Here is a 23,034-nt window from a genome sequence, read left to right as displayed (position 1 = left end):
TGAATTGCTTCGAAAAGAGGATGCCGTGATCTGCCCGCATTGCCTTAAGACTATCGAGGACGGCGCCTCGTTTTGCCCCTACTGCAACGCCTATGTGGGTCCGGGCGATGGTCCCGAGCACACCGAGTTCGTGTTCTGTGAGGGCTGCGGTGCCCGTCTTTCTCCGCATGATCGTACGTGCCCCAAATGCGGGCGCCCCGCTCCGGGTATCCTCTCTGAGGACGCGGCCGCATCCGACCTGGCAGCGGGCCGCACTGCGGGCTTTCCGCGCCTAACGCAAGAGCAGATCGATACCGAGGTGCCGCATGCGCCGGCCTCTGCCGCTGCGGTGCTCTCAGACGCCGCCGACCCCAATGAGACCTGCGTGCTGCCGGCTTTCGATAAGGATTTCGGTATCCCCAAGGTCGATATTCCCACGCCCGTTTCCCTGCATGACGATGCTCAAAAACCCAAACGTAAGGTGCATCCCGACGAGGACGCCTATCACAAGCACAAGCGTCATATCCCCAAGCCGCTCATTATCATCGCGGTCCTTGCTGTCGTTTGCGGCGGTGCCTATTGGTTCGTGACGGCCGATCCCATGGGTGTCATGCCTGGCTTCTACGACCAGTTTGGCCAGGCCGCGCAGACGACCTTCCCCACGCGCCAAAAGGGCGAGGCGAATGAGGACGATACCAAGCAGGACGATTCTGCCGAGGTGGTCCAGGAAGAAACCGTGCTCACCGATGATCAGCTCTATACCAGGCTCGACGGTCTGTATCAGACCATCGTGTCCTACGGTGACGAGGACCAGATCGGCGAGGTCATCGATTCCTTTAACAACGGCTATCTCCGAACGCCGCTGTCCACCCGTCAGGAGCTGTCACAGAGTGCTTACGCCCTGCGCGACCAGATCAAAAAGACGCAAGATGAGCTCAACAACCTTAAGTACCAAGACGATACGGTCTATGCGGACGACATCGCCCACTTAAAGCAGCTTGCCGAGTGGATGTATGAGCGCGTCGACGTGATCTGCCAGAGTTGGGACATCTCGCTGGCCATTCCCGATGGCGAGTCGATGAGTTCCCACCAAAGCGAGATCCTGGCGCCCATCGCGCAGGGCGGCAACAGCGCGCTTAATCAGTACGACGCCAACGTGGGCTCCTGGAAGCCGCAGCAGCGTTCCTAAAATTAGTTCGCCATAGTCGGCATAACCTACGTGCGCAATTGATGTAAGCGCATGCTTATTGCTACAATTCGTACAAATATGCTTTAAACGCACGAGGAAGGAACCACATGTTTGGTTTTAAGAAAGAGCTCTACACGCCCGAGTATCAGCTTGCCGGCGACGAGTGCGCCGTTATCGAGACGTCGAAGGGTACCATCAAGGTCAAGTTTGACGGCGAGGGCGCTCCCATTCATGTCGCGAACTTCTGCGAGCTTTCCACGATGGGCTTCTATGATGGCCTTAAGTTCCATCGCTATGTGCCCGGCTTTGTCATTCAGGGCGGCGACCCCAATACCCGCGATATGTCCGGCGCCGACGTCGCTGCCGGTCTTGAGGGCCCCGACGGCATGCCCGGTACCGGTGGCCCCGGCTACTGCATTAAGGGCGAGTTTGCCACCAATCCGCGCAACAGCCATGTCGATGGTGCCCTTGCCATGGCACGCTCCATGGACCCCGATTCCGCGGGTTCGCAGTTCTACTTCTGCCTGGGCGCCCAGCATAACCTCGATTCCGGTTACACCGTCTTTGGTACCACGGTCGAGGGTCTTGATGTGATTTCGCAGCTGCGTGCCGGCGACGAGATCGTCCATGTCGAGATCGTTCACGAGTAAAGGGGACTTCCTTGAATAGCCAGCTGATCCAACAGGGCCGCGCCGCTTACCGCGCGGGTGATTTTTCCGCTGCAGCCCAGATGCTTGGGGCGGCAAAAACTCCCGATGAGATTATGGGCGAGGCCGATCACCTTCGTGGTAACGCCTTGATGCACCTGGGCATGTATGCCGAGGCCGCCGAGGCCTATGCCGCCGCCCTCAACGACGGCACCTACGGCAAGCGCGGCGCACTGCTCACCAACCGCGGCAAGGCGCTCGCCGCCGTGGGCGACTACACGACGGCCGCCCAGGCGTTCTCTGCTGCTACGCAGGATGCTTCCTATGCCACGCCGTTCAAGGCCTATCTGGGCCTGGGTAACGCGCTGTTCCAGTCGGGCGACTATGCCAACGCGGGTACTGCCTTCCGTCAGGCTGCCATCGACGGCGCCAATCCGGCTCCTGCCGCCGCACTCGGCGAGCTCGGTCGTTGCTTCATTAAGCTCGGCCGTCCGGCGGATGCCGTGGAGACCTACCGCACGGCTATCGACTTTGCCGGTCCCCGCGACGACACGCGTGCGCTCAACGCCGGCATGGGTCAGGCGCTTTCTGCCGCCGGCCGCCCCTCCGACGCACTCGACGCCTTTAACGCCGCTACTGCCGATGGCATCTACCAGCTCACCTCCGAGCAGGCCGATGAGCTTGCCCGCGTGCACGATTCGCTTGCCGCGCTGTCTGCCCAGACGGCTATGGCCACGGCTCCTGCGCCCGCGATGGACGCTCCTGCCGTCGATCCGCTCGATCCTACGGGCGCGACCGGTCAGTTTATGCCCGATCCCTCGGACACCGGTTTCTTTACGCTGTCCGAGTCCGAGATGGTCCAGCAGGACCGTCAGGATCGTAAGCAGGCCAAGGTCCGTCGTCGCCATCGCCACACGGGTCTCAAAGTCTTCATTGTGCTGCTTCTGCTCATTTTGATCGCCGCGGGCGGTCTGGGCTTTGCCTACACGCGCGGCTTTGGCTTCCCGTCTCAGGAATCTGTCGTTACCGATCTGTTCCAGGCTGCCGGCGACGGTGACACCGCAAAGGCCGAGTCTTGCCTTGCATCGAGCCTGTCCGAGGACGCCAAGTCTATGATCATCTCCTCGATTCCGCAGGGTGCCACCGTGTCAGTCGAGGGCATGGATCAGTCCATGACCGAGACGACCGCCAAGGTGAAGGCATCGCTGTCCAAGGGCGGCGAGCAGGAGTACACCGTCAAATTCGTGCGCTCCGACAACCATATCGGCTGGGCCGTTTCCTCGCTCGATATGGATTTCTCGGCTGCTGACAACCAGTAGTGACCTTATGGGATTTAGCTTTGCCCGGCGCTTCACCGCAAGTGAGGTGCCGGGCTTGCGCTAGTATCATGAGCTAGTAGTTTTCCAGCAATCATCCAACACATCAGGAGTTGCGTTGTTTTCTTTGATGGATATGTTCTTCGGTAGCTATGCGGGCGATCTTGCCATCGACCTCGGCACCGCAAATACGCTTGTCTCCGTGCGCGGCAAGGGCATTGTCATTCGCGAGCCCTCTGTTGTCGCCATCGACAAGAACGACGAGCGCATCCTGGCGGTCGGTATCGAGGCAAAGCGCATGCTCGGTCGTACGCCCGGCAACATCGTGGCCGTTCGTCCCCTGAAGGACGGCGTCATCGCCGACTTCGATGTTACCGAGGCCATGCTTCGCTACTTTATCGACAAGGCTTCCGAGAAGCGCTATCCGTGGACCCCGCGTCCGCGCGTTGTCGTTTGCGTTCCCTCCGGCGTCACGTCGGTCGAGAAGCGTGCCGTCTTTGAGGCTACGATCCAGGCCGGCGCTCGCCAGGCCTATCTGATCGAAGAGCCTATGGCCGCCGCTATCGGCGCCGACCTGCCCGTCGAGGAACCCACCGGCTCCATGGTCATCGACATCGGTGGCGGTACCACCGAGGTTGCCGTTATCGCTATGGGCGGCATCGTCGTCTCGCAGTCCATCCGTATTGCCGGCGACGAGTTCGATCAGGCCATCCTCACGCACGTTCGTGATGCCTATAACCTGGCCATCGGCGAGCGTACGGCAGAGGACATCAAGATCAAGGTCGGCTCCGCCGTGCCGCTCAAGGACGAGCTCGATGTCGAGGTCAACGGCCGCGACGTGATCACCGGTCTGCCCAAGACCGTGCGCATCGAGAGCGAGGAGATTCGTCGCGCGCTCAACAAGCCGCTCGACGAGATGGCCAAGGCCGTTAAGGACGCCCTCGATGCCACGCCGCCCGATCTTGCCTCGGACCTTATGTACTACGGCATTTTGCTGACTGGTGGCGGCGCGCTGCTGCGCGGTCTCGACGTGCGCCTGCGCGATGAGACCGGCGTTTCGGTCAACGTCAGCCCCACGGCGCTCGATAACGTCGTTAACGGCTGTGCCCGCGTGCTCGAGGCCAATGCGTTTGATGGCGGCTTCGTCCAGACCAATGCTTAATTTCCAAAAGGTGGATTCCATTTGGCACGATCTTCGGGTTTCTCCACAAATCTGAATACCAAGCGACAATCAACGGGTATGCGCCCGTTGATTGTTTTCAGCCTGATTTCGGTGTTGCTGCTCACGTTTTACATCCGCGAGGGCGAGGCAGGACCGATTCATGCCGTGCGTTCGGGCGTAACGACGATTACCTCGCCGGTGCGCTTCGTGGGCTCGGCCGTGGCGGCTCCTTTCAATGCGATCGGCAACGTGTTCTCTAACCTTACGGCGTCGCAGGACACGCTCGACGAGCTCAAGAAGCAAAACGAGGAACTGACCTCTAAAGTTGCTGAGCTCTCCGAGGCTCAAAAGACCGCCGAGCGTCTGGAGGGGCTGGTCGGCCTGCAGTCGACCTATAACCTCAAATCGACCGCAGCTCGTATCGTTGGTGCTTCCGGCGATGCCTGGACCTCGACCGTTACCATCGACAAGGGCTCTGCCGACGGCCTTACCATCAACATGCCCGTGACGAGCTCTGCCGGTGTTATCGGCCAGATTATCGAGGTATCGGCCAAGACCTCTACCGTGCGCCTGATTGGCGACGAGAACTCCGGCGTGTCCGCTATGGTGCAGGACACGCGCGCCCAAGGCATGCTGCAGGGTCAGGCTGACGGCACGCTGCGTCTTGAGTACGTGAGCGTTGACTCCGACGTTAAGGTTGGCGATATCATCGTGACCTCGGGCATCGGTGGCGTGTTCCCCAAGGGCCTTCCGCTTGGCACCGTCTCGTCGGTTGAGAAATCGGCAAACGACGTGTACTACACCATTGTGGTGCGCGCCCAGACGACGGCCGAGAACAACGAGGAAGTGCTGGTCATCACCTCGCTGACCGACGAACAGTCGGCCTCGGATGAAGACGTGAGCACGGCCAACAGCACACCGCAGGGAACGTCGCGCGATGCTGCGACCAAGACGAAGGACGAGAGCTCGGATGACAGTTCCGACACGTCCGAGACGACCGATTCCGGCTCGAGCGAATAGGGGGCATGTCCATGGATCTACACGAGCAGGGGATGAGCTCCCGTACGTTTGTGATCGCCGCCATCGTGTGCGTGCTGCTGCAGGCAGGCCTGGCACCGCAGATCTCCATTGCGGGCGGTCGCGTCAACTTCATGATTATCCTGGTGTGCCTAAGCGTGTTCTCGGGCGACCCGACCCGTGCCGTCGTGTGCGGTTTTTGCAGCGGCTTGTTTTATGACCTGTCCGCTGCCGTGCCGGTGGGCGTTATGTCACTCCTGCTGACCGTGGGTTCTTTTGCCCTGGTGCACAGCGCCGTCGGTCAGACGGGCGGTACCCCGAGTGCGCGCGGCGTCACTGTGGGCGCCTTCGCGCTCGTCATTAATGTGATCTACAGCATCATCTTGCTGTTTATGGGTTTGGAGACGAGCTTTGTCGTGGCGATCTTCGGCCATGCGCTGCCGTCCTCGATCCTGACGGGTCTGGTTGCCATTCCGTTTTTGATGTCCGGTGTCGTGCCGCAGTCCGGCTATGGATTCTCCGCGCGTGGCGGACGCCAGACGGGCATGCGCTTTAAGCCCAAGACCCGTAAGCTCAAATAGGGGAGGCCCGTAGATGTCTTCCCAGTTGACGGTTATTATCGCCGGTATCGTGCTGGTTGTGGCCATCGTGGTCGCGCTGGTCATCATGCGTCGAGGCGATTCCCGTTTTACCTACGATACACAGCATGGAACGGCCCCGCGCGCCACCGAGGGCGAGGGCAATACCGCGGCGACCGCCTTTAAGGGCCGCTTTTCCATCCTCACCACGGGTGTGGGCGCGATGTTTGCGGCACTTGCCGTCAAGCTGTGGGGCATGCAGATGGTCTCGTCGGACTATTACGAGAAGCAGGCCAATAGTAATCAGACTCGCACCGTTACCACACCCGCTGTGCGCGGCCGCATCCTCGACCGCAATGGCGTGGCGCTTGTCCAGAACCGTCCCTCATTTGCTGTCGTGGCCTACCGCGACCTTGCCGAGGATGAGGTTCTGGTTCGCCATCTTGCCAACGTGCTTGGAATGCCTTATGTGGCGGTCCTTCGCAATATTCAGGACAATACAGAGGGCGCTCAGAGCCTGCATACCATCGCGACGGACGTCCGTCGCTCCACGGTTGCTTATATCAAGGAACACGCCGGCGAGTTCCCGGGCGTCAAGATTGCCGAGCGTACCGAGCGCCAGTATCCATACGGCGAGACGGCATGCCATATCTTGGGCTATACCGGCACCATTACCTCCGAGCAGCTCGAGGCCCAGAATAAGAAAACCTCTGGCGATGATGATGCTTCTGCTGGCAAGATTACGTACCAGTCGGGCGATATCGTGGGCCAGGCGGGCGTTGAGAGCTACTACGAAAACCTGCTGCAGGGTATTCGTGGCGAGCAGACCGTCAAGGTCGATGCCTCGGGCAATGTGACCGGTCAGGCCGGCGCCGTGCCCGCGAAGGCCGGCTCCGACATTAAGCTCACGCTCGACCTTAAGATCCAACAGGCCTGTGAGACGGCGCTGGCGAGCGCTATCGAGCTTGCCAAGACCACTGGCTACAGCAATGCCGGCAACGGCGCTGTGGTGTGTCTCGATCCCAACAATGGCGAGATCCTGGGCATGGCGAGCCAGCCCAAGTTCGATCCGTCCGTCTTTATCGGCGGCGTCTCAAATGACGTGTGGACCGAGCTCAATGATGACAAGGGTTCGCACCCGCTGCTCAACCGCGCCATTAGCGGACAGTACATGTCGGCCTCGACCATCAAGCCGCTCTCGGCACTGGCCGGTCTTGAGTTTGGAACCTACACTTCAACGCAGACAACCAACTGCACGGGTTATTGGACGGGTCTGGGCAAGGCTTGGGGCAAGCGCTGCTGGCTGACGTCTGGCCACGGCACCATGACGCTGCAGTCGGGTATCGCCAACTCGTGCGACCCCGTCTTCTACGACATGGGTAAGGCGTTCTTTTATGACGAGCAACATCCCGAGGGCCTGCAGGAGGTCTTTCGTCGCTGGGGCCTAGGCAAGACCTGCGGTATCGATCTGCCGAGTGAGGGCGCGGGTCGTATTCCCGATGCCGAGTGGAAAGAGTCATACTTCACCGACGCCTCTGCCGAGGACCGCAAGTGGAATGCCGGCGATATGACCAACATTGCTATCGGCCAGGGCGACATCCTGGTGACGCCCCTGCAGATGGCGTGCGCCTATATGGGTCTTGCCAACGGCGGCAAACAGTACGTGCCTCACGTATTTTTGTCTGCCGTGTCGCGCGATGGCGACGGCGATGCCTATAAGTACAATGGCAAGGGCAAGAAGAAGCGCCTGGAGGCCAAGATCAACAGCGATTCGGATTTGGCTCTTGTTCGCAACGGCATGCACGACGTGATTTACACGGCATCGACGTCCCTGGCGGCGCACTTTGGCACCCTGACGCCGCAGGTATACGGCAAGTCGGGCACGGGCGAGAAAAGTGGCGAGGACGAATACGCGTGGTTCTGCGCCTATGCACCGGCCGATGATCCCAAGTATGTCATCGCTACCGTCCTGGAGCAGGGCGGCGGTGGCTCAGATACCGCGATGCATGTCGTGCGCGACGTGCTCGGCGTGATTTATGACGAGCCCGATACCTCTTCGGCCTCGGGCGATTCTTCGGTTCGATAGGAGGTTGCGATGGATTTTTCTCCGGCGGATCTGTTCCGTTCAACCAAGACCGGCTCTCGCAGCAGCCTGGACCGCGTCAACAAGCAACTTTCGGCCTCGCGCGGCACGTTTCGCCAAAAGGTGCATATCGGTGTGCTCGTGGCTACTGTGGCGCTCGTCGCCTACGGTGCCATCATTATCTGGTCGGCTTCGCAGTTTAAGGCCGATGCCTCGTTCTCACGCCATCTGCTGGGAATTGGCATCGGGGCGGTGCTGGCGGTGCTCGTCTGGCGTACCGACCTGCGCGGTATTTCCAATTTCTCGACGGCGTTGCTCGTCATCGACCTGATCGTGATCTTCTCGCCCAAGATTCCGGGTCTGTCCTATACGGGCGGTCTGGGCATGACGGGCTGGATCAAGATTCCCGGTATCGGCTTGACATTCCAGCCGGTTGAGCTTGCCAAGCTCATCACCATCTTCTTTATTGCTACGCTTGGATCGCAGTATAACGGTCGCATCGATACCGTTCGCGACTACGTCAAGCTCTGCGGCATGCTGTCCATTCCGTTTTTGGCCGTCGTTGCCATGGGCGACCTGGGCTCGGGCCTGGTCGTGCTTGTTTCGGGCGCCATCGTCATTTGTATGAGCGGTGCACGCCGCGAATGGGTGCTGTCGACGCTGGCCCTGCTCGTGGGCCTGGTGGCCCTCGTTCTGGCGCTCGATTCGGTCTTTGATTCGTTGCTCGGCCATGATGTGCTCATCAAGCAGTATCAGATGAACCGTCTGACGGTCTTTATCGACCCCGATAATGCCGATTCGGACGATGCCTACAACCTGCAGCAGTCGCTTATCGCCGTTGGCTCGGGCGGCTTCTTTGGTAAGGGTTTGGGCCATGCGACGCAGTCGGCCGGCGGCTTTCTGCCTGAGTTCCACACCGACTTCGTCTTCGCCTTCCTGTCCGAGACCTTTGGCTTTTGCGGTTCCTTTTTGCTCCTGTGCCTCTACGTGCTGCTGATCTTTTCGACGATTCGCGTCGCCTTTAAGTGTGAGTCGCTGTTTTTGCGTCTTTCGTGTGTGGGCATCGTTGGCATGTGGGCGTTCCAGACCTTCGAAAACATCGGCATGTGCATCGGCATGATGCCGATTACCGGTATTCCGCTACCGTTTATTAGCTTCGGTTCGTCTTCGATGATGATTCAGCTGCTGACGGTGGGTATCGTACAATCCATATGGCGGCATCGTTCGGGCGCCGCGTAACCGCTGGAGGGGTTTGCTATGAAAATTCCCGTAGATAAGCTGACCCGCGCTTTTAAGATGGGCGCGTCCGTTAAGAAGGATTCCGATACGCCGGTGCGCGTCTCGGTCTATCTGGATTCGTCCGCCTCGCGCTTTCTGGCCGAGACGGTGCGTGACGCCTTTGTGCCGCAGACGACCTCGGGCATTGTGCGCGTCGAGCGTCTGGGGGAGGAGCGAATTGCTCCAAAGACCGATACCGATGTGGTGCTGGTGCTCTCGTGTGGTTCCGACCGCTTGGAGAGTGCCGTGCAGGAGCTCGTGATCGCCGGCGCGCCCGTGTGCGTGCTTGCCGAGTCTGCTGTGGAGGTGCCGTTTATCGAGGAGTCCACGCCCATGCTCGGCGTGGTAGCGGCAACCGATAAGACGTATCTGCTCGAGACGCTTGCCCGCTGGATTCTCGATCGCACCGACAAGGAAACGGCTTTTGCGGCGAACTTTGCCTTCATGCGCATCGCGGCGGCCAATCGTATCATCACCTCGTGCGCGCTCACCAATATGGCGACCGGTGCGCTGGTGTTTTTGCCGGGCGCCGATTATCCCGTTATGGCGCTGGCGCAGGTGGGCATGCTCTTTGAGCTCGCTGCCGTCTTTGGACGCGGCATTAAGCCTGAGCGCGGCTACGAGGTCGCGGGCGTGCTTGCCGGCGGTCTTGTGATCCGAGCGGTCACCCGCGCACTTGTCAAGCAGACGCCGCATATTGGGTTTGCCGTCAAGGCGCTCACTGCTGCCGCGGGCACCTATGGCATGGGCCGTGCGCTCGTTTCGCTCTACGAGCGCGATGTCGACTACAGCCGTGCCAACGAGGTGGTCACTGCCACGTTCTCCCGCGTTCGCGATCTGGTGACCACGGTCGCGGGCGCTACCCGTCCTATGGCGTCCTACCAGGACGCATCCGATCTCGCAGCTTAGGGGTTTTCCGTTGCGCGTTGCATACCAAGATTGTTTTCATTTAATTGAGCCGTTGCTCGCCAAGGTCGAGAAGCCGAGTCGCTATATCGATCACGAGTGGGGCACGCTTTCCAAGGCCGATGCCGACTACCGTTGCTGCCTGATCTATCCGGATGTGTACGAGGTCGGTCTGCCCAACCAGGGTATCGCCATCCTCTACAACATCCTTAACCAGGCCGAGGGCATCTCCTGCGAGCGTGGCTATGTGCCGTGGCCCGATATGGGTGACGCTATGCGCGAGGCGGGCATTCCGCTGCTCTCGCTCGAGGGTGCAGCGCCGGTCGCTTCGTTTGATATCGTCGGTCTGCATGTGCCGCACGAGATGGCGGTGACGAACTTCCTCGAGGCACTCGACCTCGCTGGCATTCCGCTGTTGGCGGCCGACCGAGGCGAAGACGACCCCATCATCATCGCCGGCGGCCCCTCGGTGTACAACCCCGAGCCGTACGCGGCCTTCTTCGATGCCATCCTCATCGGCGAGGGCGAGGAATCGCTGCTCGAGACCTGCCAGCTGCATCGCCGCCTGCGTGACGAAGGGGTCCCGCGCGCGCAGATTGTCGAGCAGCTTGCATCCATTGCCGGCAACTACGTGCCGTCGCTCTATGAGGTTCGTCACGACGAGCCCTGCTCGCCGCATGGCTACACCGTGCCGCGTGAAGGCAAGGATGCGCCGACCGTGGTCTACAAGCGCGTCGTCGAGGATTTTGGCGCCACGAATCCGCTGTCGCAGTCGTGCGTGCCCTATGCGCAGCTGGTTCACGACCGCTTGTCTATCGAGATCCTGCGCGGCTGCGCCCGCGGCTGTCGTTTTTGTCAGGCCGGCATGACGTATCGCCCGGTGCGCGAGCGCTCGGCCGACCAGATCGTCTCGTCGGTGATTCAGGGTCTGGAAAAGACTGGCTATGACGAGGTGTCGCTGACCTCGCTCTCCACGACCGACCACTCCTGCATTCGCGACGTGCTCGGCAGGCTCAACCGTCGCCTGGAGGATACGGGTATTCGCGTGTCTATTCCGTCGCAGCGCCTGGATTCGTTTGGCGTGGATATGGCCGAGTCGGTCGCCGGCGAGAAGAAGGGCGGCCTGACGTTCGCGCCCGAGGCCGGCAGCCAGCGCATGCGCGACATCATTAACAAGAACGTGACCGAGGAGGACCTGGACCGTGCGGCCAAGGCGGCCTTCGAGGCCGGCTGGAACCGCATGAAGCTCTACTTTATGATGGGCCTTCCCGGCGAGCGCGATGAGGACATCGTGGCCATCGCCAATCTGGCCGATCACGTGCTCGAGCTCGGCCGCTCCGTGGTTCCCAAGGCGCGCCGCGGCTCCATCTCGGTATCCATCTCGGTGTCGGTGTTTATCCCCAAGGCCGCCACGCCGTTCCAATGGTGCCCGCAGCTCGATTACGACGACGTCAAGCGTCGCCAAAAGCTGCTCATCACGAGCGTGCGCAACCGCGCCGTACGCGTGCACTACCACGATGCCGAGACCTCGCTCGTCGAGGCCGCACTGTCCCGCGCCGGTCGCGACATGACGCCGGTCATCATCGACGCCTGGCGTGCGGGCTCGCGTTTTGACGCCTGGGTGGAGCATTTTTCGCTCGACAACTGGAAGTCGGCCGCGGCCAAAAACGGCATCGACCTCAACGAGCTCGTGCACCTGCCCTACGAACTGGACTGGCGCCTGCCCTGGGAGCACGTGAGCCCCGGCTGCTCGCGCGGCTTCCTCGAGCGCGAATACCGCCGCTCGTTGGAGGGCGTCACGACCCCCGACTGCACCCGCACGTCGTGCACCGGCTGCGGAATCTGCCCCACGCTCCATGCCAAGAACGTATTGGTGGGTGATCGCGCATGAGTGAGCGCCTGACCGACAACCCCACGCTCTTTAGACTTCGTGTTCGCTATGGCAAGCGCGATCGCCTTAAGTACCTGGGCCATCTCGAAGTGATCCATACCATTGAGCGCATCGTGCGCCGTGCGGGACTTCCCTATGCCGTCACGCAGGGCTTCTCTCCGCACATGCGCGTGGGCTTCTCTTCGGCGCTACCGGTTGGTACGTCGTCGACCTGCGAGTGGTATGACCTGTTTATGACCGAGTTCGTGGCGCTCGACGAGGCGTTTGAGCGCCTGGCTGCGGCGTCTCCGGCCGATCTGGCGCCCATCGAGGCGGCGTACATCGACGTGCGCACGCCGGCATTGACGGCGCAGCTCACGCGCCTGTCGTATCGCATCGACTTACACCTGGATCCCGAGGCGCCCGTAAGCGCCGACGAGGTGCGTCGTGCGATCGACACGCTGCGCGCGGATCATGGCATCGACTACGCGCGCGGCAAAAAGAGCAAGCGCTTGGATTTGGATCACACGCTCGTTGGCTATGAGCTCACGGCGGGGGAGCGCCCGGACCATTTGGTTCTCATGCTCGACACCCATGCCGACAACGAGGGCTCTATGCGTCCGGAAATTTTGCTTTCTGCTGCTGATGTTTTGTTGCAGGGCTTGACCCCGGGCGTGGATGCACCTATTGTTTCCACCGGTATGCAAGACCTCGTGACCATCTGCTCCTACGATGTCGAGCGTCAGAATCAAGCATGCGAGGACGACGAGGGCCGACTCGTCAGCCCCATACCTGTGCGAACTTGTGGATTTGCTCCACATACTCGTTGACGGGGGTATTTTCGCCTGCTACTATATTCGGCTGTTGCACTAACTGATGCATGAAGGGCAAGTAAACATGTACGCAATCGTTAACACGGGCGGCAAGCAGTACAAGGTCGCCACCGACGATGTCATCACCGTCGAGAAGATCGAGGGCAATGAGGGCGACAAGGTCACCCTGCCGGTTATCTTCCTCAACGATGGTAAGAAGATCGTCACCGATCCCGACAAGCTGGCCAAGGCCAAGGTTACCGCTCAGATCGTTGAGCAGTTCAAGGGCGAGAAGCAGCTGGTCTTCAAGTTCCACAAGCGTAAGCGCTATCGTCGTCTGAAGGGTCACCGTCAGCAGCTCACCAAGCTGAAGATCGTGAAGGTCCAGGCTACGTCCCGCGCCAAGAAGGCTGTCAAGGCAGAGGCCGAGGCTGTTGCCGAGGCTCCCGTCGCCGAGTAGATTACACTCGTAACGAAAGAGTAGGTATACACAATGGCACACAAAAAAGGACTCGGTTCCTCCCGTAATGGCCGTGACTCCCGCGGTCAGCGCCTTGGCACGAAGCGCTATGCCGGCCAGACGGTAACCACGGGCACGATTCTCGTCCGTCAGCACGGCACGCACATCCACCCGGGTGAGAACGTTGGCCGTGGTAAGGACGACACGCTGTTCGCGCTGGTCGACGGTACCGTTGAGTTCCACAAGGGTATCAAGCACAGGGTCAGCGTACGCCCGCTCGCGAACGCGTAATTCACCCTTCATAGAGCACATATGTGGGAGGCACTTGAGTTTTAGGATTCAAGGGTCTCCCTCTTTTTTGTAGGAGGCGATTCTGTTGTCACAGTTCACCGATATCAGCCGCATTAACGTGTGCGGCGGCGACGGCGGAGCCGGATGCATGTCGTTTAGGCGCGAGGCATTTGTCCCCAAGGGCGGCCCCGATGGCGGCGACGGCGGTCGTGGCGGCAATGTCGTCATCCAGGCCGATGCTCAGCTGTCTTCGCTGATCGATTACCGCTTTAAGCATCACTTCCGCGCCGAGCGCGGCACGCACGGGCAGGGTGCCCGTCGTAACGGTAAGAGCGGCGAGGACCTGATTCTCAAGGTCCCTATGGGTACCGTGGTGCGCGAGCTCGATCCCGAGACGCAGACCCCGATGTTCGAGATTGCCGACCTGGTGCACGACGGCGAGCGCGTCGTCGTGGCGCCCGGCGGTGCCGGCGGTCTGGGCAACACACACTTTGTGACGTCGGTGCGTCGCGCTCCGGCCTTTGCCCAGCTCGGCGAGCCTGCCGAGGAACACTGGATCGAGCTCGAGATGAAGCTTATGGCCGATGCCGCGCTTGTGGGCTTTCCCTCGGTGGGTAAGTCATCGCTCATTGCGCGCATGAGTGCCGCCCGCCCCAAGATTGCTGACTACCCGTTTACCACGCTCGTGCCGAACCTCGGCATGGTGCGTGCCGGCGAATATTCTTACGTCGTTGCCGACGTCCCCGGTCTCATCGAGGGCGCGAGCGAGGGCAAGGGCCTGGGTCACCAGTTCCTGCGCCACATTGAGCGTACGGCACTCATCATGCACGTCGTCGATATGACGGGTGGTTTTGAGGATCGCGATCCGGTCGAGGACTATCGCATCATCAACCGCGAGCTCGAGCAGTATGGCGCCGAGCTTTCGGAGCGTCCGCAGATCGTCGTTGCCAACAAGTGTGATGCGCCGGGCACGGCCGACAAGATTGCCGACCTTAAGCGTGCGGCGCTCGACGATGGCCATATGTTCTTTGCCGTGTCTGCTGTTACGGGCGCCGGCCTCAACACGCTGATGCTTGCCGTGGGCGAGCAGGTGGCTAAGCTTCGCGCCGAGCTGGCGGTCTCTGATGAGCCGGTCGATCTGCGCGACGAGGAGTGGGAGCGTCGCCGCCTGCAGCGCGAGAAGCGTTTCCGCATTGTCCAGGAAGAGCCCGGTGCCTTCCGCGTGGTCGGTCGTGCCATCGAGCGCATGGTCATCCAGACCGACTGGGAAAACGAGGAAGCCGTCATTTACCTGCAGCATAAGTTTGCGCGTATGGGTGTTGACGACGCGCTCGAGAAGGCCGGTTGCCGTGCGGGCGACGAGGTCCGCATTTGCCAGCGCGCTTTTGACTTTGAGGGCGCCGAGGACTTCTCGGAGTACGAAGAGCTCGAGGATGCTGGCGAGGACGTTGCCGTCGAGGCCATTGACGTGGCCGATGCTGCGGATGAGGGCGTCGAGGTTGTCGATGCGGCGGATGCCGAGGACGATGCCGAGACCTCGGAGGGCGAGTAAGCCATGTCGCTGCGCGGTGGAATCGGTCTGCCCGAGCTTCCTCTAGAGGACGGGCAGGAGTTTAGGCTCGGCATTATGGGTGGCACCTTTGATCCCATCCATTACGGGCACCTGGTGACCGCTGAGCAGGCGCGTGAGTCCCTCGACTTGGATGCCGTGCTCTTTATGCCGGCGGGCACGCCTGCCTTTAAGCTTGACAAGCCGGTGACGCCTGCCGAGGACCGTTATGCCATGACGGTCCTCGCCACCGCCGCGAACCCGGCCTTTTTGGCGAGCCGGTTCGAGATCGACCGCCCGGGCGTAACCTATACGGCTGATACGCTTCATGCCCTTCGCGACTTTTACCCGCCGCAGGTAAAGCTCTACTTTATTACGGGCGCCGATGCGATTATCGATATCGTGACCTGGCATGATGCCGAACGAATCGCTGAGCTTGCTACCTTTATTGCGGCGACACGACCGGGCTTTGATATCGATACAGCGCGTGCCCGAATCAAAGAGTCGGGGCTGCCGTTCGACGTGCGCTATATTCAGATTCCGGCGCTGGCGATCAGCTCGACGAACATTCGTAAGCGAGTTGCCCGCGGCATGAGCGTGCGCTATCTTACGAGCGAGTCCGTGCTCGGCTACATTCGCAAACGCAGGCTATATGCCGATTTGGGCCAAGAAGATTTTGAGTGATGGGGGTCTACGTTGTCGGTAGAGGATCAGTTTGAGGGCGATGAGCGCGCACTGCTCAAGCGCATTCAAGAGCTGCTCGATGTTCGCATGAAGGATAAGCGCAAGCGCTATGTGCATTCGCTGGGTGTTGCCGAGACCGCACTTCATCTGGCCGAGGTCTACGGCGTTGACCGCTTTGATGCCGCTGCTGCCGGTCTGATCCACGACTGGGACAAAGTGCTCTCCGACGACGAGCTGGTTACGCGCGCTCTGCATTACGGCATTAAGATTGCCGGTTCTCCTTCCGCCGCGACGCCGCTTTTGCATGGTCCTGTTGCCGCCTATGAGCTTCCGCAGCTTTTCCCCGAGTTGTCGCCGGCCGTTTTCCAGGCTGTCGACCGTCATACCGTGGGCGCTTGCGACATGACGCCGCTCGATATGGTGGTCTTTGTGGCCGATGCCATCGAGCCCAACCGCCACGGCGACTATGCGCATGCGCTGCGCAAGATGGTGGGGGAGTCGTCGCTCGACGAGTTGTTCTTCTCCTGTTTTGCGCAGGGTTTGGTCTATGTGATCCAGTCCGGGCGCTATCTTTATCCCACGGCTATTTCGATTTACAACCATTACGCCCAGCTGCGCTAGCTCGGGCTGTCTAGAAAGAGGTATTCCATGGCCGACGAGACCATGACCGACGAGCAGATTCTTGAACATGTGGAGCACAAGAGCTTCGCCGCCACGTCCGACCGCACTGCCGCCTCGCTGTCCGCGAGCGGTGTCGCCGCCGAGGATGTCGCCCGCGCCGCCGCACAGGCCGCCTACGACAAGAAGGGCGAGGACGTTCAGGTGCTCGACCTGACCGAGCTTTCCGACGTATGCGACTACTTTGTGCTTGCCACCGGTACCAACAACCGCCAGGTCGATTCTATCGTCGACGAGATCGAGGAGAAGGTCGCCGAGGCTTGCGGCGAGCACCCGTTCTCCATCGAGGGTCGCGAGCAGAAGACCTGGATGCTCATGGACTACGGTTCGGTTGTCGTCCACGTCTTCACTCCCGAAGCCCGCGACTTCTACCGCCTCGAGAAACTCTGGGGAGACGCCCCCCAGCTCCCCCTCAACCTCCTCTAGTAGCTCATTTGAGACGGGGTTTAGCTACCCTCACGCATATCGCCGGGCAGTTGCGGTTTTCCGCACCTGCCCGGCTTTCTTTTTGCCCAAAGTAGCTAATTTGGGACGGGGCTTTTTTAGCTACTACCTACCGTTCGCCGATAGAAGCGAGTTGCGGTTCATTGCGTGATATTTAGCTTTCCGACTCGGGTAACGTATTTGTTATCTGTAGAGGAGGAGATGCGTATGACTCGGACCGCGCGGGAAATCTCTGTTTACGGCTATTACCATGTCGTCCAAAAGGGCTGTGGTGGTCAGCTGATATTTGAGGATGCTGACGATCGACTCTATCTGATTCGACTGATAGCTTCGAAATGCCAGAAGTTCAAAGTGGATGTTATCGCATGGTGCCTTATGGATAATCACATTCACTTGTTGCTAGATGACGGGCATGCTCACCTGAGCGATTGTATGCATTCGATTACGACGGCGTATGCCATGTATTTCAATTCTAAGACAGGCAGGAGAGGTCCTGTTTTCCAGGATCGATTTAAGAGTGTGCCGATTCTCGATGATGATCAGCTGCTCAACTGCGTTCGTTACATTCACGATAACCCTGCGAAAGCCAGAATTGGCACTGCTTCGCTCTATCGCTGGAGCAGCTTTAGCGAGTATATGGGCTATCCGGGAATTTGTAAGACTGATTGCGTGCTCGGGTTGCTCGGGAATTCCCAGAGATTTTTTGCATTTAGCACCTCGGGCGAGCCCAATGGCTATTGCTTCCGTTATGGCGCTCATGTGAGTGATACTGACGCGCTTGAGTTTGCGCAGGCGTTGCTCAAACCATACGAGCCTCACTATCTCAACGCTCTGCCCAAGGGCGTGCGTGATGACTGTATCCGTAAACTCAAAAGCGAGGGCTTTTCGATCAAGCAGATCGTGCGCCTCACGGGTATCGGCCATTGCACGATTCAAAAAGTTAAAGTTGAAAAGTAGCTCATTTTAGGCGGGATAATTTTGCTGCGGCCGCCAAACCGGACATCCGGGGTAGTCAATTTGGGACGGGGCTTTTTTAGCTACCCTTTGGCTGACGGTGAATGAATTAGGCCGAATGAATCTCAACCGATATATAGGTGTAGCTAAAATAGCCCCGTCCCAAATTGACTACCAATGCCGTGTCGGACGGAAGGCAGCAACCCCCGTCCAAAAAAGACTAGTTATTGAAGCGGGATTGGCGGCCGAAGGATAGGGCGGTGTCGCCGAATTTGTCTCGGACGGCGTCGATGGCGACGGAGAGGTCGCGGCGGTCGCTGGATTGGGCTCCGCGGTCATCGATCTCGCAGAACAGGTCAGTCTGGATGCCGCCTTGGTGGTCGAAGTCGCTCATGCCGATGCCGGCTAAGCGAACATGCATGCCTTCTTGCCAGATGTTGTCGAGCAGTTCGAGTGCAACCGCCACGAAGATGTTCTCATCATCGGTTGGATGAGGCAGCCGGCGCTGTGCCGTACGCCCGCTTCCATACGAATACTTGAGCTTGAGCGTTACCGTGGCACCCGTCAGCCCCTGACGGCGCAGACGGCGTCCCACCGACTCACCCAGCAGCGCAATCGCCGCCTCAATATCCCCACGCTCAGTCAAATCTTTCGCAAAGGTGCGTTCATTACTGACCGACTTGACCTCACGCTCCTCATCGAGACTCGTGACTTCGGAGATTTCGAGTCCCAGCGCACGCTGGCGCATGCGTTCGCCGTTGACGCCAAAAATAGAGGCCAAGGTGGATTCCGGTGCACGTGATAGCTCGCCGAGGGTGTAGATGCGCATGCGGCGCAGTCGCTCCTCGGCCGAGCGCCCGATGCCGCTCATGGCAGATACCGGCAGCGCGGCCAAAAAGCGCTGCTCGGTTCCGGGGCGCACGATGGTCAGCCCAAACGGCTTATCCCGCTCGCTTGCGATCTTTGCGACCGTCTTGTTGCAGCCCACGCCAATGGAGCAGGTCACTCCCAGCGCTGCCACGCGGTCGCTTATACGCCGCGCAACCAGCAGCGGGTCTTCGGGCGCAAAGCGACCCGGTGTGATATCGATAAAGGCCTCGTCGATGGACACACGCTCCACGCGCGGTGTCTCATCGGCAAGGATCGCCATGACCTGCGCGCTCACCTCGCGGTAGCGATCAAAGTGTCCGTGCGTCCAAATGGCCTGCGGGCACAGGCGCCGCGCCTCGGCCGAGGCCATGGCAGAATGCACGCCAAAGCGACGCGCCTCGTACGAACACGTGGACACGACGCCGCGCGACTCGGCGTCTCCGCCCACGATGAGCGGCTTTCCGCGCCATTCGGGATGATCGAGCATCTCCACGCTCGCAAAAAATGCATCGAGGTCCATCAGGCCCACCGCCGGACCCGTCCAGGGCGGCGGCGTAACGCCCGCAGCATCCTCATAACCGTATGTATGTTCGCGTCTTTCCATGTCATGAGTATACCGCGCAGCTCATGTGGGGTGCGTGGATGCGCTTGCAAATCGCGAATTCTTGTCTAAGATATGGATTTGCCCTCGACTACACCGAAGAAGTTGGTCTCACGGACTTCACCTGCCCGCGTCGATGGCGTATTATGTTCAACTGTTTGTTTGTAGTTGCAGCCTAAAGCTGCTTGGTTGGAGGAGTTTCCTTTGGCAGTCAAGATTCGCCTTGCTCGTCACGGCGCTAAGAAGCGTCCGTACTACCGTGTCGTCGTCGCCGATTCCCGCGCCCCGCGTGACGGTCGTATCATCGAGGAGGTTGGCCGCTACAACCCGATGACCGCCCCCAAGACCATCAACCTCGACCTCGAGAAGATCGCTGACTGGCAGTCCAAGGGCGCTCAGCTCACCGACGCCGTCGCCGCTCTGGTCAAGGCCGCCAACGAGGGCGAGAAGACCGAGACCGTCGTCAAGAAGTCCAAGAAGCAGCTCGCCAAAGAGGCCGAGGCCGCTAAGGCTGCCGCTGAGGCCGCTGAGGGCGCCGAGGAGTAAATCGTGCCTGAGGTTGACGCTGCACAGCTCGAGGGTGAGGCAATGCTCTCAGATCGCATCGCCGATCTCGTCGAATATCTCGTTGTTCAGATCGTCGACGACCCGGATTCCGTGAGCCTTGAGGTCATCGATGGTGACGACGCCTCTACGATTGAGGTTTCGGTCGCCGAGGATGACGTCGCTAAGGTCATCGGCCGTCGTGGCCGTACCATCAAGGCCATTCGCACGCTCGCCCGTGCACTGGCCGCTCGCCTCGACACTGCTGTCGAGGTAGAGGTTCTGGGCTAGGACCTTGAGGTCCCAGTACAAAAACATCGCCCGTGTGGTCAAGCCGCACGGAAGGAAGGGGGAGGTCCTCGCGCAGCCGCTGCGGGGGCTTCCTTCTGTATTAGAGCCGGGTATGCGCGTCGCCCTGACGCCGCCGGCGCTCAAGCGCGACCGCTTTTGCACGGTCGTGTCCGTCACCGATACGGGCGATGGCGATCTGGTCTCGTTTGAGGGCATTGACGACTTGACGGCCGCCGAGGGCATCACGGGATGCTACGTGCTGGCAAATCGTGACGATTTTGAGCTCGATTCGCTCGACGCTGCCTATACCGACCTGATGGGTCGCGAGGTGGTCGACGAGCGCTTCGGTTTGCTCGGCACGATCGTAGAGATCATGTCGACGCCCGCTAACGATGTTTGGGTTGTTGAGGGCGATCGGTACGGCGAGGTACTGATTCCCGTGATCGAGCAGGTTGTGCTCGATCTTCCTGACACAGGAACAATTTCCGTCCACGTTATGGACGGCCTGATCGATATGGACAAGTAGGGAGGACAACATGCTGATTGAGACCCTTTCGGTCTTTCCCGAGATGTTTGAGCCCGTCATGTCCACATCGATTTTGGGCCGCGCCCGCAAGGCCGGCCTTTTTGATTTTAAGGCGTATAACCTGCGCGACTGGACGCACGACCGCCATCGTACCGTCGATGACGAGCCGTACGGCGGCGGGCAGGGCATGCTCATGAAGGTCGAGCCTATCGCAGAGGCCATCGAGGCCATTAGCGCAGAGGGTCCCAAGCCCACTGTGGTGTTCTTTACCCCCTGTGGCGAGCCTTTTACGCAGCATGTGGCCGAGCGCCTGCTCAAAAGTGAGCGCCTGCTGTTTGTGTGCAGTCGCTACGAGGGCGTCGACGAGCGCGCGTATGCGTATGCCGATGAGCGTCTGTCGATCGGCGACTACGTGCTCACGGGCGGCGAGCTTCCCGCTATGGTCGTTGCCGATGCTGTCGTACGCCTCATCCCCGGCGCCCTTGGTGACGAGATGAGCAACGTCGACGAGTCGTTCTCGACCGCCGAGGATGGAGGCCTGCTCGAGTACGCGCAGTACACCCGTCCTGCCGAGTTCAACGGCGAGGGCGTGCCTCCGGTGCTTGTGAGCGGCGATCACGCCAAGGTCGATGCCTGGCGTCGCAAGAACGCCATCGAGCGCACCTGCCGCTGGCGTCCCGATCTGATCGAGACTGCGCGGCTCACGCCCGAGGAGCGCGCTTACGCGCAGGAGATCCTTGACGCTTCGTATTCGCAGAGCGAGGAGTGAGTATGGTTCCTACGCAACATTCCGCGTTGAGGGGCGCTTTTGAGTGGATCGCGGTTATCGCGATCGCGCTCGTGGCCACCTTCCTGATCCGCACCTTTGTGGTCGAGCCCTTTGTGGTGCCCACCGGCTCTATGGAGGACACGATCGAGATTGGCGACCAGATCCTGGCACAAAAGGTGAGCCTCGAGCTCGGTCAGCCCGTCAAGCAGGGCGATATCGTGGTGTTTCACAACCCCGATGGCACCTCCGAGCATGATGTTCTTGTCAAGCGTGTTATTGCCACGGCCGGCCAGACGGTCGACCTGCAGGATGGCAAGGTGGTCGTTGACGGCCAAGCGCTCGACGAGGACTATACGACGGGCATGAGCTGGCCACTTTCGGTCCAAGCACCCGGCACTCAGGTAAGCTATCCCTACACCGTTCCCGACGGGTGCGTGTGGGTGATGGGCGACAACCGCGAAAACTCTGCCGACTCACGCTACTTTGGTCCCGTCGACCGTTCGGACCTGATCGCCGTGGCGCTCGTGCGTTACTGGCCGCTCAACCGTCTAGGCGCTATCGACTAAAAACCGCTATAGTACAGTACCTAACCGTGTAATCGTTTCGACGAGGGGATATTAGAGGCATGAACGCTTCATCGCTTTCCTTCCAAGACATCATCCTGCGCCTCCAGCAGTACTGGGGCGAGCAGGGCTGCGTTATTATGCAGCCCTACGACTCCGAGGTCGGTGCCGGTACCTTCCATACCGCGACCACGCTGCGCTCGCTCGGTCCTGCCGAATGGCGCACCTGCTATGCGCAGCCCTGCCGCCGTCCCGCCGACGGTCGCTACGGCGAGAACCCCAACCGCATGCAGCACTACTATCAGTTCCAGGTGCTCATCAAGCCGTCGCCGGTCAACGCCCAGGAGCTTTACCTGGGGTCTCTTGCCGCTATCGGTCTGGACCCCAACGACCATGACGTCCGCTTTGTCGAGGACGACTGGGAGAGCCCGACGCTCGGCGCCTGGGGCCTTGGCTGGGAGGTCTGGCTCAACGGCATGGAGGTCACGCAGTTTACGTACTTCCAGCAGGTGGGAGGCATCGAGGTCGACCCCGTGCCCGTTGAGATTACCTACGGCCTGGAGCGTATCGCCATGTACGCCCAGGGCGTCAACTCGGTCTACGACCTGGTGTGGAGCTACCTGCCCGACGGCACGCCCATGACCTACGGCGACGTGTTCCTCGAGAACGAGCGCGAGTTCAGTGCCTATAACTTTGAGGTCGCCAACGTCGAGATGATGCGTCAGAAGTTTGACGACTACGAGGCCGAGTGCCATTCCTGCCTGGAGCGCAAGCTGCCGCTGCCGGCATATGACTGCGTCATGAAGTGCAGCCACGCTTTCAACCTGCTCGATGCTCGCGGCGCCCTGTCCGCGGTCGAGCGTGCCAACTACATCCTGCGCGTCCGCGCCGTCGCCAAGGCGTGCTGCGAGGCCTACATGGCCGAGGTCGCCGGAGTCAACGAGAATGCCGACCAGGAAGGCGAGGTGGCGTAA

At 60.3% G+C, this 23,034-nt stretch carries 25 protein-coding genes; 24 read left to right on the top strand and 1 reads right to left on the bottom strand.

What is annotated here, in order from left to right:
- Positions 1-25: 25 nt before the first annotated feature.
- The 18 genes from LK493_RS06075 to LK493_RS05990 all read left to right on the top strand — a co-directional run bounded on the left by LK493_RS06075 (position 26) and on the right by LK493_RS05990 (position 17,900).
- Positions 26-1,168 carry a zinc ribbon domain-containing protein gene (locus tag LK493_RS06075; protein WP_227790447.1) on the top strand — a complete coding sequence of 381 codons (1,143 nt, stop codon included), beginning with the start codon at positions 26-28 and terminating at the stop codon, positions 1,166-1,168.
- A 107-nt stretch (positions 1,169-1,275) separates the two neighbouring features.
- Positions 1,276-1,818 carry a peptidylprolyl isomerase gene (locus LK493_RS06070; RefSeq protein WP_006236059.1) on the top strand — a complete coding sequence of 181 codons (543 nt, stop codon included), beginning with the start codon at positions 1,276-1,278 and terminating at the stop codon, positions 1,816-1,818.
- Positions 1,819-1,829: 11 nt separating this feature from the next.
- A complete protein-coding gene (locus LK493_RS06065) occupies positions 1,830-3,134 on the top strand; it encodes a tetratricopeptide repeat protein (RefSeq protein ID WP_055309859.1) in 1,305 nt (434 codons plus the stop codon).
- 127 nt (positions 3,135-3,261) lie between these two features.
- Positions 3,262-4,293, top strand: a complete 1,032-nt coding sequence (gene mreB / locus LK493_RS06060) for a rod shape-determining protein (protein ID WP_006236061.1) — start codon at positions 3,262-3,264, stop codon at positions 4,291-4,293.
- Positions 4,294-4,371: 78 nt separating this feature from the next.
- On the top strand, positions 4,372-5,313 hold the full coding sequence (mreC, locus tag LK493_RS06055; RefSeq protein ID WP_082421788.1) for a rod shape-determining protein MreC: 942 nt from the start codon (positions 4,372-4,374) through the stop codon (positions 5,311-5,313).
- Between the two features lie 11 nt (positions 5,314-5,324).
- Positions 5,325-5,891 carry a rod shape-determining protein MreD gene (locus LK493_RS06050; protein ID WP_022094761.1) on the top strand — a complete coding sequence of 189 codons (567 nt, stop codon included), beginning with the start codon at positions 5,325-5,327 and terminating at the stop codon, positions 5,889-5,891.
- Between the two features lie 13 nt (positions 5,892-5,904).
- Positions 5,905-7,974: a penicillin-binding protein 2 gene (gene mrdA / locus LK493_RS06045; RefSeq protein ID WP_227790446.1), complete on the top strand. Its 2,070-nt coding sequence runs from the start codon at positions 5,905-5,907 to the stop codon at positions 7,972-7,974.
- A gap of 9 nt (positions 7,975-7,983) precedes the next feature.
- On the top strand, positions 7,984-9,210 hold the full coding sequence (locus LK493_RS06040; protein WP_022094759.1) for an FtsW/RodA/SpoVE family cell cycle protein: 1,227 nt from the start codon (positions 7,984-7,986) through the stop codon (positions 9,208-9,210).
- 18 nt (positions 9,211-9,228) lie between these two features.
- Positions 9,229-10,158: a YcjF family protein gene (locus LK493_RS06035; protein ID WP_006236071.1), complete on the top strand. Its 930-nt coding sequence runs from the start codon at positions 9,229-9,231 to the stop codon at positions 10,156-10,158.
- A gap of 10 nt (positions 10,159-10,168) precedes the next feature.
- Positions 10,169-12,046, top strand: a complete 1,878-nt coding sequence (locus tag LK493_RS06030) for a TIGR03960 family B12-binding radical SAM protein (protein WP_227790445.1) — start codon at positions 10,169-10,171, stop codon at positions 12,044-12,046.
- Positions 12,043-12,855 (top strand): TIGR03936 family radical SAM-associated protein, encoded by an 813-nt coding sequence (locus LK493_RS06025; RefSeq protein ID WP_117745946.1) that lies wholly within the window; start codon positions 12,043-12,045, stop codon positions 12,853-12,855. The genes LK493_RS06030 and LK493_RS06025 overlap by 4 nt, the downstream gene beginning before the upstream one ends.
- 67 nt (positions 12,856-12,922) lie before the next feature.
- Positions 12,923-13,297, top strand: coding sequence for a 50S ribosomal protein L21 (gene rplU, locus LK493_RS06020; protein WP_035138585.1), 375 nt, complete (start codon positions 12,923-12,925; stop codon positions 13,295-13,297).
- 33 nt (positions 13,298-13,330) lie between these two features.
- Positions 13,331-13,588 (top strand): 50S ribosomal protein L27, encoded by a 258-nt coding sequence (gene rpmA / locus LK493_RS06015; RefSeq protein ID WP_006236075.1) that lies wholly within the window; start codon positions 13,331-13,333, stop codon positions 13,586-13,588.
- Positions 13,589-13,673: 85 nt separating this feature from the next.
- Positions 13,674-15,140, top strand: coding sequence for a GTPase ObgE (obgE, locus tag LK493_RS06010; RefSeq protein WP_172544921.1), 1,467 nt, complete (start codon positions 13,674-13,676; stop codon positions 15,138-15,140).
- Between the two features lie 3 nt (positions 15,141-15,143).
- Positions 15,144-15,821 (top strand): nicotinate-nucleotide adenylyltransferase, encoded by a 678-nt coding sequence (gene nadD, locus LK493_RS06005; protein WP_089573445.1) that lies wholly within the window; start codon positions 15,144-15,146, stop codon positions 15,819-15,821.
- A gap of 87 nt (positions 15,822-15,908) precedes the next feature.
- Positions 15,909-16,442 (top strand): bis(5'-nucleosyl)-tetraphosphatase (symmetrical) YqeK, encoded by a 534-nt coding sequence (gene yqeK, locus LK493_RS06000; RefSeq protein ID WP_192934390.1) that lies wholly within the window; start codon positions 15,909-15,911, stop codon positions 16,440-16,442.
- Positions 16,443-16,469: 27 nt separating this feature from the next.
- A complete protein-coding gene (gene rsfS, locus LK493_RS05995) occupies positions 16,470-16,925 on the top strand; it encodes a ribosome silencing factor (RefSeq protein WP_117745948.1) in 456 nt (151 codons plus the stop codon).
- 225 nt (positions 16,926-17,150) lie between these two features.
- Positions 17,151-17,900, top strand: coding sequence for a transposase (locus LK493_RS05990; RefSeq protein ID WP_161115632.1), 750 nt, complete (start codon positions 17,151-17,153; stop codon positions 17,898-17,900).
- Positions 17,901-18,117: 217 nt separating this feature from the next.
- On the opposite strand, the gene dinB is transcribed toward LK493_RS05990, so the two are convergent.
- A complete protein-coding gene (gene dinB, locus LK493_RS05985; RefSeq protein ID WP_161115631.1) occupies positions 18,118-19,371 on the bottom strand; it encodes a DNA polymerase IV in 1,254 nt (417 codons plus the stop codon).
- A gap of 201 nt (positions 19,372-19,572) precedes the next feature.
- Between dinB and rpsP the strand changes: the two genes are divergently transcribed.
- Genes rpsP through LK493_RS05955 form a run of 6 tightly spaced genes read left to right on the top strand, consistent with a single transcriptional unit; the run spans position 19,573 to position 23,034 of the window.
- Complete coding sequence (rpsP, locus tag LK493_RS05980; RefSeq protein ID WP_022094749.1) at positions 19,573-19,914, top strand: 30S ribosomal protein S16; 342 nt, start codon at positions 19,573-19,575, stop codon at positions 19,912-19,914.
- A 42-nt stretch (positions 19,915-19,956) separates the two neighbouring features.
- Positions 19,957-20,202: a KH domain-containing protein gene (locus tag LK493_RS05975; RefSeq protein WP_171021534.1), complete on the top strand. Its 246-nt coding sequence runs from the start codon at positions 19,957-19,959 to the stop codon at positions 20,200-20,202.
- A 4-nt stretch (positions 20,203-20,206) separates the two neighbouring features.
- On the top strand, positions 20,207-20,728 hold the full coding sequence (gene rimM, locus LK493_RS05970) for a ribosome maturation factor RimM (RefSeq protein WP_195621714.1): 522 nt from the start codon (positions 20,207-20,209) through the stop codon (positions 20,726-20,728).
- Positions 20,729-20,738: 10 nt separating this feature from the next.
- Complete coding sequence (trmD, locus tag LK493_RS05965) at positions 20,739-21,497, top strand: tRNA (guanosine(37)-N1)-methyltransferase TrmD (protein ID WP_055285126.1); 759 nt, start codon at positions 20,739-20,741, stop codon at positions 21,495-21,497.
- 2 nt (positions 21,498-21,499) lie between these two features.
- A complete protein-coding gene (lepB, locus tag LK493_RS05960; protein ID WP_227790444.1) occupies positions 21,500-22,063 on the top strand; it encodes a signal peptidase I in 564 nt (187 codons plus the stop codon).
- A gap of 59 nt (positions 22,064-22,122) precedes the next feature.
- Positions 22,123-23,034, top strand: coding sequence for a glycine--tRNA ligase subunit alpha (locus LK493_RS05955; RefSeq protein WP_006236091.1), 912 nt, complete (start codon positions 22,123-22,125; stop codon positions 23,032-23,034).

This window comes from Collinsella aerofaciens, from assembly GCF_020709435.1.
Classification (GTDB): Bacteria; Actinomycetota; Coriobacteriia; order Coriobacteriales; family Coriobacteriaceae; genus Collinsella; species Collinsella aerofaciens_AU.
Note: the sequence above shows the minus strand (reverse complement) of the source record. Positions and strands in the feature narration are given on the sequence as shown.